Annotated in this window: 11 protein-coding genes; 8 read left to right on the top strand and 3 right to left on the bottom strand. The window is 46.7% G+C overall.

Features of this window, described 5'->3' with window-relative positions:
- Positions 1-121: 121 nt before the first annotated feature.
- The 7 genes from ACXHJ1_RS03195 (at position 122) to ACXHJ1_RS03165 (ending at position 9757) form a co-directional block, all read left to right on the top strand.
- The gene (locus ACXHJ1_RS03195) at positions 122-1516 is read left to right on the top strand and encodes an MFS transporter (RefSeq protein ID WP_457905584.1); all 1395 of its coding nucleotides are present in this window, start codon (positions 122-124) and stop codon (positions 1514-1516) included.
- A 100-nt stretch (positions 1517-1616) separates the two neighbouring features.
- Positions 1617-3623 (top strand): beta-galactosidase, encoded by a 2007-nt coding sequence (locus ACXHJ1_RS03190; RefSeq protein WP_017425739.1) that lies wholly within the window; start codon positions 1617-1619, stop codon positions 3621-3623.
- A gap of 132 nt (positions 3624-3755) precedes the next feature.
- Positions 3756-5555 (top strand): sensor histidine kinase, encoded by a 1800-nt coding sequence (locus ACXHJ1_RS03185; RefSeq protein ID WP_457905583.1) that lies wholly within the window; start codon positions 3756-3758, stop codon positions 5553-5555.
- Positions 5552-6619: a response regulator transcription factor gene (locus ACXHJ1_RS03180; RefSeq protein ID WP_457905582.1), complete on the top strand. Its 1068-nt coding sequence runs from the start codon at positions 5552-5554 to the stop codon at positions 6617-6619. Before ACXHJ1_RS03185 ends, ACXHJ1_RS03180 begins: the two co-directional genes overlap by 4 nt.
- Positions 6620-6729: 110 nt before the next feature.
- Positions 6730-8010, top strand: coding sequence for an ABC transporter substrate-binding protein (locus tag ACXHJ1_RS03175; protein ID WP_102999230.1), 1281 nt, complete (start codon positions 6730-6732; stop codon positions 8008-8010).
- Positions 8011-8048: 38 nt separating this feature from the next.
- A complete protein-coding gene (locus ACXHJ1_RS03170) occupies positions 8049-8933 on the top strand; it encodes a carbohydrate ABC transporter permease (RefSeq protein ID WP_457905581.1) in 885 nt (294 codons plus the stop codon).
- Positions 8930-9757 carry a carbohydrate ABC transporter permease gene (locus tag ACXHJ1_RS03165; protein WP_017425736.1) on the top strand — a complete coding sequence of 276 codons (828 nt, stop codon included), beginning with the start codon at positions 8930-8932 and terminating at the stop codon, positions 9755-9757. Before ACXHJ1_RS03170 ends, ACXHJ1_RS03165 begins: the two co-directional genes overlap by 4 nt.
- A 271-nt stretch (positions 9758-10028) precedes the next feature.
- Here ACXHJ1_RS03165 and ACXHJ1_RS03160 read toward each other — a convergent pair whose 3' ends face one another.
- Entirely contained in the window at positions 10029-10979 is a 951-nt protein-coding gene (locus ACXHJ1_RS03160; RefSeq protein WP_016819391.1) for a glycoside hydrolase family 26 protein, read from the bottom strand.
- Positions 10980-11571: 592 nt separating this feature from the next.
- A complete protein-coding gene (locus ACXHJ1_RS03155; protein WP_107734944.1) occupies positions 11572-11970 on the bottom strand; it encodes a hypothetical protein in 399 nt (132 codons plus the stop codon).
- Between the two features lie 217 nt (positions 11971-12187).
- On the opposite strand from ACXHJ1_RS03155, the gene ACXHJ1_RS03150 reads away from it, so the two are divergent.
- A complete protein-coding gene (locus ACXHJ1_RS03150; RefSeq protein ID WP_016819389.1) occupies positions 12188-13234 on the top strand; it encodes a hypothetical protein in 1047 nt (348 codons plus the stop codon).
- A gap of 299 nt (positions 13235-13533) precedes the next feature.
- Here the strand turns inward: ACXHJ1_RS03150 and ACXHJ1_RS03145 are convergent, their stop codons facing one another.
- Entirely contained in the window at positions 13534-16833 is a 3300-nt protein-coding gene (locus ACXHJ1_RS03145) for a DUF5695 domain-containing protein (protein WP_457905580.1), read from the bottom strand.
- Positions 16834-16937 lie beyond the last annotated feature (104 nt).

Raw genomic sequence — 16937 nt, 5'->3', positions numbered from 1 at the left:
ACCTAACATTTATCTATAATAAAAGAGCGCTTACAAGTGTTCTAGTATAAGCCTTTACATAAAAAAATCGCTTATATGTAGTGATTTTGAAAGCGATGCCATATTGTAATTAGGAGGAGCTATGGAAACAACATCGAAAGAACGTGTGTCATATTACGTTTACTTTTTGGGGAGTAACGCAATTCTCTGTCTGGTTGCCTCTTTTGCAATGCTATTTTATACGGATTATGTTGGCATATCTGTTTCTATTATTGGTACTTTATTCGTACTAGCCCGTATATGGGATGCGCTTAGTGCTCCGATCTTCGGTGTGATCATAGACCGGGCCAACCTAAGGGGTGGCTTGTTCAAACCCTGGACGAATCTGGCTTCTATCATTTTGCCAATACTTACTGTACTTATTTTTCTCGTTCCGAGTGACGCGTCACTCACCGTCAAGGTGATTTATATTGCTGTCACGTATCTGGTATGGGAAATGTGTTATACGATCAGTGATGCGCCTGGCTTTGGATTGGCTACACTGATGACGAAAAATACGCATGAACGTGATCTATTAATGTCCAGAGGTCGGACGATGGTCTTCTTGGCCTTTATGGTCATCTCCTCGTCTTCGGTAGCTGTAGCCAATCAGATCTCCTGGCCAATTTTGGCACTAATCGTTGCCGTAGCAGGTTTGATTTTAATGAACTTTACTCGCTTTAATGTCAAAGAGCGTTATTCCAACAAGGCAGAGAAGGTTACGCTCAAGCAGATTATGACGTATCCTATGCAAAACAAGCAGCTTTTATTTTACCTGATGTCGTTTATGACACTGTCCATGACCAATCTGCAAGGGATTGTCGTCAGCTACTTTGCCTTATATAACTTGAAAAATCCTATCTATATTTCAATTCTCATGTTCATTTCCTTGGGTGTGCAACTGCTCACCGCATTAATTTTACCGCCGATTATTAAAAGATTTGGCAAGTGGAAGGTGAATGTCATCAGCTTGCTTGGATTGTTTACTACAGGCCTGTCCTTATTTGCAATCGGTTACAGCAACCCCATTGTTGTGTGCGTATTTGCAGTTCTTTTTGGCCTATTCAGTTCCGCACCGCAGCTTATGGTGCCGATGTTTACCGCCGATTGCGTGGAATATGGCGCATTCAAAAAAGGGGTGCGTGCCAGCGGAACCGCTTTTGCTACCCAAACGTTTGCAGGAAAACTGGGGGGAGCAGCAGCCAGTGGAATTGTGGCCTATGCGCTTGCCTTTGCCGGCTATATTCCGAATGTACCGCAGACTGGACAGGTGCTTACGTGGATATTCGCGCTTTATGCGGTAGTGCCTGGTGTGGGGGCCTTAATTACGGCAGGCCTGTTCGCATGGCTGTACAAGATTAAGGAAAAAGACATAGAAGGATGGCTGGCAAGTGCGAAAAAAAATCAACAGCAGGCGGATCTCACGAAGCAGGATGTTGCTGGTAATACGATATCTGTTCCATCCCTGAAAAAGCCGCATAACAGCCACGGTATTTGAAACAAAGCTATATAAGTTGAACACGAAAAAAATCCCATGGAAAACGGAGTAGGCGAAATGGGATATGACAATTACCATGAACTTATAGGAGGACGACTCGATGAAAAAGCTGCTGTACGGTGTTGCCTATTATGATGAATATATGCCTTATGACCGTTTGGACCAGGATATCCAAATGATGAAGGATGCGGGAATTAACGTGGTGCGGATAGCCGAATCTACTTGGAGTACACATGAACCGCAAAATGGCGTGTTTGATTTCACCTCCGTGGATCGGGTGCTGGACGCTATGCATAAAGCCGGTATTGAGGTCATAGTGGGCACGCCGACCTATGCTGTGCCCACCTGGCTGGTGAAGGAGCATCCCGATGTATTGGCGACAACGCCTCAGGGGCCGGGCAAATACGGAGCTCGCCAGATTATGGACATTACGAACCCGGTGTACCTGTTCCATGCTGAGCGAATCATACGCAAGCTGATTGGACGGGTGAGTCAGCATCCGGCGGTCATCGGCTTTCAGACAGACAATGAGACGAAGCATTACCATACGAGCGGTCCCAATGTGCAATTACAATTTGTGAAGTATTTGCGGGAGCGGTTTGAATCACTGGATGAGCTAAACCGCAAATTTGGCTTGGATTACTGGAGCAATCGCATCAATAGCTGGGAGGACTTCCCTTCGGTGGTCGGAACGATTAATGGAAGCTTGGGTGCAGCCTTTTCCCAATTCCAGCGCAAGCTGGTAACGGATTTCCTAGCCTGGCAGGTTGCGCTTGTCAATGAATATAAGCGGGCAGACCAATTTGTTACGCAAAATTTTGATTTTGAGTGGAGAGGTCATTCCTTTGGGATTCAGCCGGATGTGGATCACTTTGCTGCATCTCAAGCGTTTGATGTGACAGGTGTAGATATTTACCATCCATCCCAAGATGATCTGACTGGAATTGAGATTTCCTTTGGTGGTGATGTGGCGCGTTCAACAAAACAGAATAATTACCTGGTGCTGGAAACGGAGGCGCAGGCGTTTACACACTGGGTTCCTTATCCGGGACAATTGCGACTGCAAGCGTTCAGCCATCTGGCTTCCGGGGCCAATATGGTAGCTTACTGGCACTGGCATTCCATTCATAATTCCTTCGAAACCTACTGGAAAGGTCTGCTCAGCCATGATTTTGAACCGAATCCTGTGTATGAGGAAGCACAGACGATAGGGAAGGATTTTGCGAGATTATCCCCACATCTGGTCAATTTGAAAAAGAAAAATAAAACAGCCATCCTGATCAGCAACGAAGCGTTGACATCCATTAGCTGGTTCAAGTTTAATATGAACAGTCCATTGAATTACAACGATATCGTACGCCGTTTGTATGACGAGCTGTACAAGCTGAATATCGGGACGGATATCATCCATCCGGGTACGGAATCGTTTGATGACTACGATCTCTTGATCGTCCCGAGCCTCTATTCTGCGCCAGATACACTGCTGGAGAAGCTGAACCGCTATGTCGAACAAGGCGGTCATGTAGTTTACACATCCCGCAGTGGATTTACCGACGAGCATGTACAGGTGAGAACATCCCGTCAGCCGGGTGTGATTAGCGAAGCCTGCGGCATTCATTACAGCTTGTTTGTGGAGCCAAAGAACGTGACGCTTAAGGATAATCCTTTTAAAGTGGCAGCAGAGGACAATCAGGTAGATACGTGGATGGAGCTGATTACGCCGACGACAGCGGAAGTATTGGCTTATTATGATCACCCGCATTGGGGCAAATATGCCGCGATTACGCAAAATCGCTATGGTCAGGGAACGGCGACCTATATCGGCTGTATTGTCAGTTCGGCGGTCATCCGCGAATTATTAAGCTCTGTAGCCAAAAAGGCAGGCGTATGGGGACTAGATCAGGAAGCTTCTTATCCGATCATTGTCAAATCCGGTACGAATGATTTGGGGCGAACGATCCGGTACTATTTTAACTATTCCGAACAAGCAGGCTCGGTGATATATCCGCACGGAGACGGCAAGGAGCTGATCGGAGAGCAGAGGGTTATCCAAGGACAAATGCTCCAGTTGGAGCCTTGGGGTGTTATAATTATCGAAGAAGCGTAAATGATGAATAGTGAGCTGAAACCGACGTACGAATCATTTTATATAGTATCGGCCGGGAGTATCCGGCAAGTGAAGCGCCCCTGCGAATTGCGGGGCGTTTTCGCATATGGCTGAATAGAGGAGTGCATCGCTATGCCAACCCGAGCAATCCGCTGGTTCCAGGCGCTGATGGCCCCGTATCGACGTAGCATTCAGCTCAAGCTAGTCTTGACGATGATTGTTCTATCTGTGCTGCCGGTCATTGCTGTCACGGTGCTGGCTGCGGAGAAAAGCAGATCGTCTATGGAAACCGAAGTGGTCGAGACGAACATGTCCAATATGAAATGGACGGGCATTTATACCAGCGACCAGTTAGATCGTCTGAATCATCTGATTTACAGCATTCAGATCAGCCCTGATCTAAGCGATTATTTAAATGAACGAGAACCCGACAATCTTTCAAGCCAATTTAATGCCCAGCGAAAAATGCTGAATACGCTGGCGAATGTGTATTATTCAGCCGGGAGTCATGTCATCGGTATTCAGTTGTATTTGAAGCAATCGCAAACCCTGTTTACCTTCAATAGTATGCAAAATGAAATTACGACAGTGGGCGGTATTCCCCCGCAGTATGCTGAGATGTGGCAAGCGAATAAGGATTATTCGATTCGACCAAGCTCCGCTGACCCGGAACGCTTTACACTGACACGCAGTATTCGGCGTTTTGAAGACCAGAAGCAGACGGGGGCTATTTCATTGGAGGTGCTGTGGTCACAATTCGATCAGACGCTGGGTCTGCTGGGACGAGGGGATCAGCATCAAGTGTTGATTACAGATAGGGATGGCAGAGTTATGTATCCAGTGCAGGCTCGGCAATCGCCTCCTCCTGCAGGAGTGCTGGCTGCTCTTCGTGACGTTAAACCGGGTCCCGGGATGCTTCAAACTGCCGAGCATTATGTGTTCTACAATGATCTGGATGTGGTTGGACTGAAACTGGTCAAAATCATACCGACTTCCTCCATTAACCACAGTGCCTTTTCAACCATGCTGTATGGTATTGTCGTAGGTGTAATTTCAATCCTGGTTTCCATCTGCATCGCTATTTTCATCGCATGGCGGACCGCACGCCCGATTGTCCGTTTGGCGCGTTCGGTGCAGGAACTGGATATGATCAAGGGACCGGTTGGAGAACCAAGTATACGACCGGATGAGATTGGGTTGCTGGAAAGAAGTTTGCATGGGATGGCAGGCCGAATACGCGAACATATCCAGACAGAATACAGTATCAATTTGCAAAAAAAGACGGCTGAATTGAAAGCGCTCCAGGCGCAGATTCATCCTCATTTTCTGCAAAATACGCTGCAAATGATCGGAAGTATGGTGTTTTCCCAAAAGCCGGAGGATACCTATGAAGTCATTCGTTCGCTGAGTGAGATGTTCCGTTACGTGGTGAGGGAGCCTCAGGATATGGCCTCTCTGCGCGCAGAGCTCGATCATGTGGGACATTATATGCGCATCCAGCAGCGTCGTTTTCCGCAAAGATTGGTATTTCAGGTGGAGACAGAAGAGCAGGCAATGGATATTCGTTTGCCGAAGCTATCGCTTCAACCATTGTTGGAAAACGCATTTCAGCATGGTCTTGATCGCAAGGCAGGGGCGTGGAAAATAACAATCCGCGTGGAGATTATGAAAGAAGATGTGTGCATTACGGTCAGCGATAATGGTAACGGTATGCCCCCCGACAAGCTGGAAAAAGTTCGAGCTAGGCTGGAAAACGCATCGGAGGAACCAATTTGGGCGCAGGGCAGTCATATTGGATTAAGCAATGTGTCTTCACGTATACGGATGAATTTTGGAGTGCATTACGGAGTGACGATAGATAGTGAGCAGGGAGTCGGTACATGTGTCACTATTCGTATTCCATTCACCTCAGCAGAGGAGGGCAAAGTATGATCAAGGTATTAATCGTTGACGATGAGCCGTGGAACCGCGATATTTTGAAGACATTTGGCACATGGGAAAAGCTTGGAATGGTGGTGGTGGGTGAGGCAGAGGACGGAGATGAAGCATTCAGGCTGGTCGGGGAGTTAGCTCCCCACATTGTGATTACGGACATGCACATGCCAGGTGCGGACGGAGTGGAGCTGCTACAAGCGCTAAATAACCAATGTCCTGATGTGAAAATCATTGTCGTGAGCGGATATGATGACTTCGCGTATGCCAAACATGCGATCCGTTACAAGGCTGTTGATTATTTGCTAAAGCCTGTCAATCCTGTCGAGCTGAATGCGGTGCTGCTCAAATGCAAAAACGATCTGGAGGTCAAGTTGGCCGAACAGCAACCAGAAGCAACAGAACTGGATTATGAGTTTTTTCACAAGTTAACCCGGTATAAGCAACTGCTGCGTCTTTATTTTAATGAGCTGAATCGTGACGGGGTGAACTTAACATGCAGACAGGTTGTGCAGGAGTTGGAGAGTTATGGAGCACCAACTCCACATATGCTGGGCAGGCTGGTGCAGGAGCTGCTTTCTCTGCTGAAAGAGCTGTCAGCGGATAACGGGCTGGATACTTCTACGGCAAAGGGTGGATTTCCGCTTTCGCAGGCTGTTCTATCCTCTGTAGAACATGCGCTGGAATTCGTATCGTCATGCTATGTTCAGGAACTGGATCAGCTGATTCGGCAGCGGAAATACAAAAACAAGCTGAATTTGGAGGAGGTACGGCGGTATATCGATAGTTACTATGCTGGGCCGATCACACTGGAGCAGTTGGCGAAAAACTTTTTTGTGAGCAAAGAGTATATGAGCAAGGTATTTAAGCAGGAGTACGGTCAGAATGTAACGGACTACATTGTAGAACGGAGAATGGAAAAGGCGCGGGAATGGCTGGCCAATAAACAGATTTCAATTAAAGCCGTTGCAGAGATGGCTGGGTACGAGGATGTGTCTTATTTTTATCGGGTATTTAAAAAGCATTTTGGCATGGCCCCCGGTGAAATGAGAAAGGAAGTTTAAAAAAATCCAATTCAATATGCTAACGGTGTCCAATGGCAGAAGTGGCCTCCCATCCTATAATGAAAGCGTATACAAAATCGTTATTTTCAACTTAGGGGAGGTCATTTTGCATGAAGATGTGGAAAGGTGTATTGAGTACGATGCTGGTTGGCACGTTGTTGGCCGGATGTGGAGCGAATTCTTCAGGCAGTGACAGCAGCGGTGCCAGTGGAGACGGCAAAACCGTAAATCTCAAAATGTTTATTGCTCAGCCCCGTTTGAAGGAGCACTACGATAAATACATTAATGCATTTATAGCCAAAGAGAAGAAAGATAAAAATATCGACGTCACCGTTCAATTGGAGATGCCGCCTGCTGACAATGCCGCACAAATTTTGAAGACAAGGCTCGCATCCAACGATGCACCGGACGTATTCGCACTGCATGCGGTGAATGAAATTCCACCGTTTTACAAAGCGGGATACTTGGAGGATTTGTCCGGTCAGCCATTTGTCAGCAAATTGATGGACAGTGTGAAGCCCTCGGTGACAACTCAAGACGGCAAGGTTGTAGCGGTTCCTTTGGAAACGATCTCCTGGGGCTATTTGTACAATAAAAAGATATTTAAGGATTTGGATTTGAAGCCGCCGGGAACGTTGACCGAAATGAAGGCTGTCGTCGAGAAGCTGAAAGCGAATCATGTAAAACCGTTCCTGTTGTCCTACAAGGAATCCTGGATTCCACAGTTGTTCGTGCCGCTCACTGCAGGTGCAATGATGAACACACAGAATAAGGATTTTATCGAACGGATGAATCAGGACAAAGGCTCATTCTCGGAAATGAAGAGCATGTTCGATATTATTGATCTGGTGAACAGTAATGGTACAGATAAGGCGCTGGAAATTGGCGGGGATGATGGGTCGGCGGCATTTGCCTCAGGTAAAGCGGCGATGTGGATTCAGGGGCCGTGGTTTGCGGAAACGATTTTAAAATCGGATCCGAAGATGGACTTTGGAGTAGCCCCGCTACCGATTAATGACGATCCGAATGCGACCTTGATCAATCTGTCCACTTCGACTTCGCTGGCTGTATCCTCTACAAGCAAGAATAAGGAGGTTGCACTCGATTTTGTTAACTATGTGTTGGACGACAAGGATTCCAGCGCGTTCTATGAAGCATTGAAATTTAACCCTATCTCCAAAGTGCATACGTTCAAAAGCTATCCTTGGGTTAATGACGCTACCGAATATGTGAAAGCAGGCAAGTCGTACCAAGATCCATCCATCCCGCAGGCGGTCAAGGACGAGGCAGGCAAGTCGCTACAATCCTATTATGCTGGTCAGCTCTCGCAGGATGACGTCATTAAGGCGCTGGATAAGGCATGGAAATCGTATAACAAAGTGAACAAGTAGCGGGAACCTACAGAATGACATCGGGAGGGAGAGACTCCATGCCTTTTAAAATCTACAAAAAATACGTCATGCTGCTGGCGTTTACTGCCCCGGCACTGATCTTTTACGCCATCTTCCTGCTTATTCCAACGATCAGCGGCATGTACTACAGCTTTACAGACTGGAACGGATTAAATCCCAATTACAACTTTATCGGCTTGGGGAACTTTGTGGAATCCTTGAAGGAAGACCCCGATTTTCTCAATTCCCTTTGGTTTACACTTAAATACGTGTTGGTCATGATCGTGCTACAAAATGTACTTGCGCTAGTACTGGCAGTGTTGATTGAATCACGCACACGTAGCAAAGGATTTTTTCGGACGATATTTTTTATGCCCAATATGATCAGTACTATTATTAGCGCATTTATGTGGACATTCGTTTTTTCCTCTGTGCTGCCGCAGATTGCCGAAAAGACGGCTATCGCCTTTTTAGGTCAATCATGGCTGGGTGATCCGAAAGTATCGTTCTTTTCCATCATTATTGTCTCGCTCTGGAATGGTGTGGGATATATGATGATCATCTATCTGGCTGCGCTTCAGGGTGTACCGCAGAGCTTGAAGGAGGCTGCTATTATTGATGGAGCGAACGCAATTCAGACATTGCGAAGTGTGACGCTGCCGATGATTACCCACGCGATTACGATCTGTTTCTTCCTGACACTTAACGGTGCTTTCAAGGTGTATGAGGTTGTGTATGGACTGACTGGCGGAGGACCGGGACGCAGCACACAGGTAATTACGATGAACATTTATGAGGAGGCCTTCTCGAATAATTTCCGCTATGGCTATGCGAGTGCTAAATCCGTTATTTTGTTCGCCATTGTGCTCATCTTTACTCTGATCCAGCTGCGTGTCATGAAGAAGAGGGAGGTGGAGGCATGAGGCTGAAAAAGGCTAATTCCTTGCTGATCACGCTGATGCTGTGCGTGGGCGCAGTCGTGTCCTTCTTCCCAATCTACATGGCGGTCATTAATTCGTTTAAAACACAGGGTGAGATGTTTGCATCCTTTACGGCGCTGCCGACGAAGCTTCACTTTGAAAATTACAGCCAGGCCTTTCATCAGACCCATTTGCTGAACAGCGCTCTGAATTCTACGATTATTTCTTTTATCGGCATTGGCGGGATCGTGGTCTGTTCGGCACTGGCAGGCTACAAGCTGTCTCGTACAAGTGGAAAACTGAGCAGTGCGATTTTCTTTCTGTTTGTTGCGTCCATGCTGGTGCCTTTTCACTCTATAATGATACCGCTTACACGAATGGCAAAAGATTTGTCTGTTCAAGGCAGTACGTACGGCTTGGCTTTGATCTATATCGGTTTGGGCGTGAACATGGCCATCTTCTTGTATCATGGATTCGTCAAATCCATCCCGCGTGAGCTGGAAGAATCCGCGCAAATGGACGGCTGCAATGAGTTCCAAACGTTCTTTCGCATTATATTTCCCTTGCTGCTGCCGATCACCGTCACAATTGCCATTTTGGATTTCCTGTGGATTTGGAATGACTTTTTACTTCCACTTTTGATGCTGACGGATGTGAACCATTACACCCTGATTCTCTCGACCAATATGTTGTTTGGAGAATACAACAAGGATTGGTCGCTCATTCTGGCTGCGCTCGTGCTGACCTCCATCCCGGTTATTCTGATCTATGCCTTTTTTCAAAAATTCATTATGGAAGGCATTGCGGAGGGAGCAGTTAAGGGATAAGCTGTGCTTCTCATTGCTAAAAAAAGCCTTTCTTAACCACGAACGTTTTCAAAAGAGACTAAACAGCCTGAGCCCCTACGAATATGGGACTCAGGCTGTTTAAATAGGGCTTATTAATAACTGGCTGCTTGATAGGGAACTTCAGTTCATAAGGGCATGCTTTTTTGTCGTGCTTGATGACGTCCTAATCTTCCAGGAACTTGCTGTCTTCTTGGGATAACACGTACGATGCCTTGCTGCCGAACCGGGAGCCGAATGCTTACTGTGAGCTTTACTTCGCAAACAGCGTGCTGCTATTCGTATTGTTCTGCGGAGCATAGGCACCGTCCCAGGTGATAAAGAAGCTTGCTCCAGTATAGATCTCATTCAGGGCATTGCTCCAAAGCGAATAATCGAATTCCTTGAGCTGATTATTGTTGCGATCCACATGGTCGCCGCCCACGGCTGGTCCAATCTCACAGAAGCCATAAGTTTTGCCAAGTCCTTTGATGTCATTGTAAGCCATCTTGATTTCATTGTCATTGGATGGATCGTCGCTGTAGGCGTCGATGCCAATCCAAGTGACATAGCTGGAGCCGGGATAATAAGCGGCCGCGTTGGCTCCTTTATTTGGAGCATAGACAAAATTGACGTTGGACATGCCATGGGTCGTTACGATGTAATCGTACAGATTGATGTACAGGTTCTTATAGTCCGTCGTGTTCTTGTTTCCCCACCAGAACCAGCCTCCGTTCATTTCATGGAAGGGTCTGTAATAGACGGGGGATGAGTCAAACTTTTGCAGGCTAGTCACAACATTGTCAATCTGAGCCTTATAATTTTGCAGCCATACGGGGCTGGATGAATTGATGGATGAAATGTCTGTATTGGCCAAGATCTTAAAATCGGAATCAGACATCGGGGCGTTTACATTTCCACCCTGGGGATTGGGCATGTGGGTAGAAATGGTAACGATTTTACCTAAGCCTTGGATGGCTGAAGCGCTATGGGAGGTAATGGAGGCTGCATCGCTTCCCCCGTAGTTCCAGTTCAGCAGATCATAAGAGACGATGTCAGGGTTGTAGGTCTGGACAGGACTGGTGTCTACACTTCCGTCATAGCCCAGGAACATGCCAGTATAATTGATATTACTCTCCGCGCCTGCCGTCATCGGTAGCGCGAATAATAACGCAGCCCCGGTCAGGGCGGTGATCAAGCTCTTCGTTTTCTTGAATGAATTCATATTGGTTGGTTATCCTCCTAATGTTTTATATCTTGCTATCGGTTAACGCAAGATAAGGTGTGTTAAGTGAAAAATGTTCTAGTACACTACCTCCTCGGATCGGCTGGTTGACTTTTACTATCAATCACAACGTACATTATTTTTAGCGAGTTGATCCCATCTTCCTATAGGAAAGGGCTTTTTGGCGAACCCTCAATTATATCGACTGCAAGGAAAAAAACTAAAATAGTTCTATTGAAGTAAAAATTATTTCATATAACAATAAACTATCAATTTCTGCAAACAGTGGTAGAGGCTAAGTATGTGAAAAAGAAAATATTTCCGGTTCATTTTTATGAATTTTTAATTCACTCTTATGAATTTTGATTGCAATTATTGTTATTCTTGTACTATATAGAGAATTCATACTCGCACACTTGACGTTACATCTATTTCTACACACCATTGTTTTTAACAGAAATTAAGCAGCCTAAGACCGTATGAATATCGGACTTAGGCTGCTTAAGGTTGCTTTTTTATTACTGTTTACTTAACAGAGATCAGTTCAATTATAGAAAGGCCTCTTATTTTGGAATGACCACACATCCAACTTTCACTTCGACAAACAGCTTATTATGAAAAATAAAAGCGAAATGATGATTATAATTAGATAAATACTAGAAATTCGTCTTCCAATAAGAGCTCCAAAATCTTCAGGATTTTTATATCCAATGATTAAGCTAGGAATAAAAAAAATACTCGATACAAAAATAGTGTAGTGGAACCCAGTATTATTAACAGGATTGGACCATGCTGACATTCCTAAAAAGGAAAGCAACTGGTCTCCGAATATGTAATCGCCAAATTCAAAAGAAACAGCCATGCCAAGAAGAGATAACAGCAGTGAAAGTGATCCCCGGCCTATTTTCTTTCTGTTGTTTCTCAACACTGTGAAGATAATCAGTAAAATTACAATTGCCTGTATGCTGTATGTCAATATCATTGAAAACATGAAATACCTCCTCGAACATTAGAATCAAATGATCGAATGCCAATTTCGCGAGTGATTATACCATATTTTGTAATTCCTTCATATATAGTTCGATACGGAGTTCGGTAGCGCAGCGGTCCGTTTGGAGCTAGAGAAGCAACAGCGATCGTAAGATCAAATGGAACGCAGAGCGGCCTTAGCCATACAATATTTCATCTGAAAGTAAAAGGAGATGATTATGTTGGCTACCTTCTCGGCCGCGCTTCAGGTGAAAAAGCGGATGGCCAAGCGAGTCTTAAAAATGTCCGGTGTTCACGGCATTGGCGTAGGCTACAGGGACCCTGCGCACCCCAAAAAGGGAGCCGCTGTCATTGTGTACACGGACCGTCTAGCGTCGGCCTCTACTGGACTCTTGTCGGCCACTGCCTTAGGGAAGAAATCGAACGTTCCTGTCCGAATTGTAAAGACTGGAAAAATCAGGGCTAATGCTACGGACTACAAAGTGCGCATCCGCCCGGTCATCGCCGGCTACAGTGTCGGGACAATTGAAGGCTCCGGTACAACCGGACTTATCGTTGCCCCAACTGGAGCGCCGGCTACACGTTATCTTTTAAGCAATAACCATGTGCTCAATCCCTCCAATACAGACAATCGGGAGGCTACAATTCAGCCAGGCGGAGCCGATGGGGGGACGGTTGCCCAGGATCGTATAGGACGACTGTATCGTTACGTACGCTTAAATCCCACTGGAACGAACCTGATTGATGCAGCGCTTTCGCTTCCGACCCGCAACAACCTGCTCAATCCCCGTTATGCTACAGTGGGAGCGATTCCGGGTCATGTTACCGCCTATCGCATAGGAGAAAGATTGAAGAAGGTAGGGCGTACGAGCGGGCGGGTTAATGGCACGGTAGAGTCCGTCTATACGGACTTGCAAATCAATTATGGTGGTGAGTTGGGCCTGCTGACCTTCGAAGATCAGACGGTTATTAGAGGTACGACTCCTGTATCACTACCCGGGGATTCCGGCTCTGTATGGCTCAGACAGTCCGATAATTATGCAGCCGCGGTCAACTATGCAGGCACGGCAGATGGTCGCTTATCCATAGCCTTTCCAGTGCAGTGGGTCATGCAGGTATTCAACACACGAGTAGCCCGCCCCAGCGGGGCAGGCAGGGTACTCAGGGTAGATACAGGATCTTCCCCTCGTTCCTATACTAGACAACTCACCAGTGAGGAGCTCGTTCGCTTAAGACCAAGAACGACACGTATTAGACGAAGCTAATTGCTCTGCAGATGGAAGAGCTACGGCTAGACCCCTCGGTAAAGTGGTCGATTTACCAGCTTTCCATAGGAAGGCTCGCTTCGGAAGCATCATCTCCCCGGATTTCTCCCCTGATTGCAGAATTAAGATAAGAAATCCGGGGCGGAGGCGATGGGAAGCACCCGCAAAAATAATTCACGATACCAATCATTTACGACGCCAATGATTCACGGTACGAATCATTCATAATACAAATCATTCACAATCTAAAACGTTAATGGCATGAAAGGAATGCATTAAATTAAATTTATAATTACATTCTAATCGGCCCCTTCAGCATATGCTTGGACTCTCAAATCATGGGCTGTAATGGTGCTGCTTGCCGAGGCCAAGCCCCTGATTTCCTGAGCAGTCAGAGCTCTGTTGTAAATGATCAGCTCATCTACTGCACCGTTAAGATAAGGATCATCAAACTGGGATTTCCCAATGTAGTTCCAATCTGTCAGTCCAAGGCTGGAAGGTCTCAGCGTCATACCCGTGTTACGTGTCGCCTCTATACCGTCCACATACATAATTCCCGTAGTGCCTGACAGAGTCACTGCGACATGCTTCCACACCCCTGTCGCCAGTTCCGGGGCGTTCAGCTGCTGTTCCTCTCCGTTCCCCAAGACAGTGATGGCAAAACGCATACCTGTCCCTTCGGCCTTCGGGGTCAAAAACATATACCGATCTGTTCCTGCTCCAAAATCAAACAGACGAGCCCAGCCATTATGCGTGTTCACTCGTACCCATGCTGCAATCGTAAAGTCATTTAAACTGCTAACTATTCCGCCGGGCAGGCTGGCATAGGCGCCAATACCGTTAAGGCGCAGGGCATTGCCATTCCGCCCCGCGCTCCACGAGCCGCCAATTACACTGGCCTGCTGCCCATAACCTGACGAATCGGCTGCGGTTGATCCGGCCGTTTCGTTAAATTCATAATGGGCTATAATGTCCCCAGCGGGAGCTGGATTGCCTGTACTGGACTGAATGCGGATATCGTAGTTGGCTGCCGTACCGATATTCAGGCTGGTTGTAGTCGCAGCACTGTTAACAGCAGTGACTGAGCCGGTTTTTGTGCCGTCTACCAGTACGTCATACGTACCTGTCGCGAGTCCGGTTATTGTCACAATAGTAGTATGAGCTGTGCCTGGTGTCGTATTTTTCAACATCAGACGGATGTTGTTCTTGGATTTGGACACGACGGCCAAGGTATATTGGTCCCGGTTCAACTCCAGACTCAGCTTCTGGGTAATCAGATGCAGACGTTGGAATACGCCGTCTTTTGAAGTAACCGTATAGCTGTTATTGCTTTCTGTAACGTCACAGCCATAACCGAACAATCCGAATATGGGATCGACAGCAACATCCGAACTTAGGATTTTAATGGCTCCAAACAGCCCCAGATCGGCTTCCCCGGACATGCCACGCCATCCGTTAAAGAGAGGGCCGCCGTCCAGACCAAGGGCGCCGTAATTGCCCTTACCTGCCTGATATGTCCACGATACTGCCCCGATATTGGCAGGGTCCGGGCTGATCTGTCCTGAATTAATCGCCCCGATGTTCGCCAGTTTGGCGGCATAGGATAGGCGCTGGTCCACTTCTGGCTTGGACGAATAACGACGTGTCCAGTCATCCATCGCATAGCCCGCCAGCGAAGTGGTGTACTGGAAGTTCCACCAATTCTCTCCGGTGATTGTGACCGGATCGGCGTAATAGTACCAGACAGGCATATGTCCGCGTGCGGCACGTGTTTTGGCATTGATTTTGCTCATCATTGTCGTATTGCCGTTCATTTTGGCAAGTGTATATACCGCCTCTTCGCCTGTATTGTCATAGTTGTACTCAGAGCCATAGGGATAGGTGGTGTTTTTGAAATTGTTGTACTTGGTAGCCATTTTGGCAATCATGTCGTTAGCCTCAGTAGTCAATCCTTCTTCCTGAAGCGCCTTAATCATATCAGGTGTGGTCAGCTCACCCATAAGCCCTGTGTTCCAGTTATAAGCAACAGGACCTTCATACAACGCTTTAAAAATACGATAAGCACGTAGCAAATATGTGTTTTTGCTATTGCGATAGCTGACCAGGTTGGGATACAGCTTGGCAAGTTTATACATGCTGAAAAACGTATTATAAATGTGCGGATAGGCATAGCCCCGGTATGTTGGTGTCGTATTAGGTTGTGGCATCAGGAAATCAGGGACCAAATAATCGGTATGATGGCCTTCCATCAGATTCGTCCAGATAGCCACCTCCAGATAATCATCGACAGCCTTGATCTCAGAGGCCACGGGCTTCTGGACATTTTTCTCCGCTAGAAACTGGCCGTGAGTTAATCCCCAATCATCACCCCAGCCCCAGTAGCCAGCAAAGCTGTTGCGTTTGGCCTTATATTGCATCATCCAGTCGTCAAACACCTTGTCCCGCAGGTCTCCCGGTACGTTCCATTGGGTGCTGTTGACCATGAAGGTGGAGTGACGCTGAAGTGCAGTGTCAACCGGCTCAATGGCATAGAACTGGAGAACGGTTTTTTCGCCGTTACCGTAATTTACTGTAATATTGTTGTGACCCAATCGTCCCAGTGTAAGCTCATATATTTTGTGGTTTGTAGGGGCATTTTCCAAATAGCTGATGGTCGTTTCGGAGGGATACTGCGCTGTGACAGAGGTAATGGATTTACGGGTATGCAGATCGAATTTAGCTTTGAGATTGGTCGGGACAATCATACCCGGAACCACAGTCACATCCACATGCCCCTCGCTGTATAGCCTGTCCTTTACAGCCTGCTCGTCCGTTACCTTGTAGAATTTAAAGGCATACGTTTTGCTTTCACCAGGGGCCAGCGACAGACTGTTGCTTCCGAGATAACCACGGTTGGTGCTTTTGATGACATTGGAGTGGATATAGAACACATTCAGTCCCTCAGACCAGCCGCCTTGCTCCATAGCCCATGTACTGCCAGGATGCTCCTCGACTCTCCAGTGGTCCTGATATTCGAGACCAGCACCCGTTGCGGCATCAGGTAGCAGCAGGATATACGGTCCGATGCCGCTAGGTCGTCCAGCTGTAATAAAGGAACTGTGATGACCTACAAAGGAGTGAGAGAGTACCCTTGTTTCATAGATTTGTTCATTATTGCCACCGGACCAGTATTCGTTAAAAGGAAGCGGCAGCCCCCAATCTCCGATTTCCAGTGCTTGATTAGAAGTATTCGTTACTTTCATTTGCCAATGTAAATAGTCGTTAACCAATGAATAGGTTTCTTGTAAAGTGAAGTTGCGTATTCCCTGATGGTTGGAGGAATTTTGATAGGATACCTGGACGCTGTTACCAGAAGAGATGATCTGGCGCACATCAGCAGAATTGCTTGTCCATGCCCGAGTCCACGCCCCGTTACCGAGACGATAGGTGAACATGAGTTCACCCAGCCACTGATGATCTGACGTATTTTGTTTAGGTGCGTTAGAGCCGTTCATGACATAATTCGTATTGAAGGTGTCTCCTGTCAGACGTAAGGAAGAGATATCCCCATAATCCCCGATTGAGATGGAGAATATTTGATTAGATAGCTGTACTGCCATGCTATCAACCTCCTAACAAAGGTTCGTGAGTTTGCTCACATGTTAATATATGTGTCAAAAATACTTTTGCTACCCTATGCGTGAGAATTAATAGAAAATAGATT

Source organism: Paenibacillus sp. ALE2 (assembly GCF_054113385.1).
The sequence above is the reverse complement of the archived record's forward strand: the minus strand, read 5'-3'. Positions and strand labels throughout refer to the sequence as shown.

Excerpts from the sequence above, each read along its gene's own strand:
- ACXHJ1_RS03150 (WP_016819389.1), top strand. The coding sequence starts at position 12,188 with ATGTTGGCTACCTTCTCGGCCGCGCTTCAGGTGAAAAAGCGGATGGCC.
- ACXHJ1_RS03160 (WP_016819391.1), bottom strand. The coding sequence starts at position 10,979 with ATGAATTCATTCAAGAAAACGAAGAGCTTGATCACCGCCCTGACCGGG.
- ACXHJ1_RS03195 (WP_457905584.1), top strand. The coding sequence starts at position 122 with ATGGAAACAACATCGAAAGAACGTGTGTCATATTACGTTTACTTTTTG.
- ACXHJ1_RS03145 (WP_457905580.1), bottom strand. The coding sequence starts at position 16,833 with ATGGCAGTACAGCTATCTAATCAAATATTCTCCATCTCAATCGGGGAT.
- ACXHJ1_RS03170 (WP_457905581.1), top strand. The coding sequence starts at position 8,049 with ATGCCTTTTAAAATCTACAAAAAATACGTCATGCTGCTGGCGTTTACT.
- ACXHJ1_RS03190 (WP_017425739.1), top strand. The coding sequence starts at position 1,617 with ATGAAAAAGCTGCTGTACGGTGTTGCCTATTATGATGAATATATGCCT.
- ACXHJ1_RS03155 (WP_107734944.1), bottom strand. The coding sequence starts at position 11,970 with ATGTTTTCAATGATATTGACATACAGCATACAGGCAATTGTAATTTTA.
- ACXHJ1_RS03185 (WP_457905583.1), top strand. The coding sequence starts at position 3,756 with ATGCCAACCCGAGCAATCCGCTGGTTCCAGGCGCTGATGGCCCCGTAT.
- ACXHJ1_RS03165 (WP_017425736.1), top strand. The coding sequence starts at position 8,930 with ATGAGGCTGAAAAAGGCTAATTCCTTGCTGATCACGCTGATGCTGTGC.
- ACXHJ1_RS03175 (WP_102999230.1), top strand. The coding sequence starts at position 6,730 with ATGAAGATGTGGAAAGGTGTATTGAGTACGATGCTGGTTGGCACGTTG.
- ACXHJ1_RS03180 (WP_457905582.1), top strand. The coding sequence starts at position 5,552 with ATGATCAAGGTATTAATCGTTGACGATGAGCCGTGGAACCGCGATATT.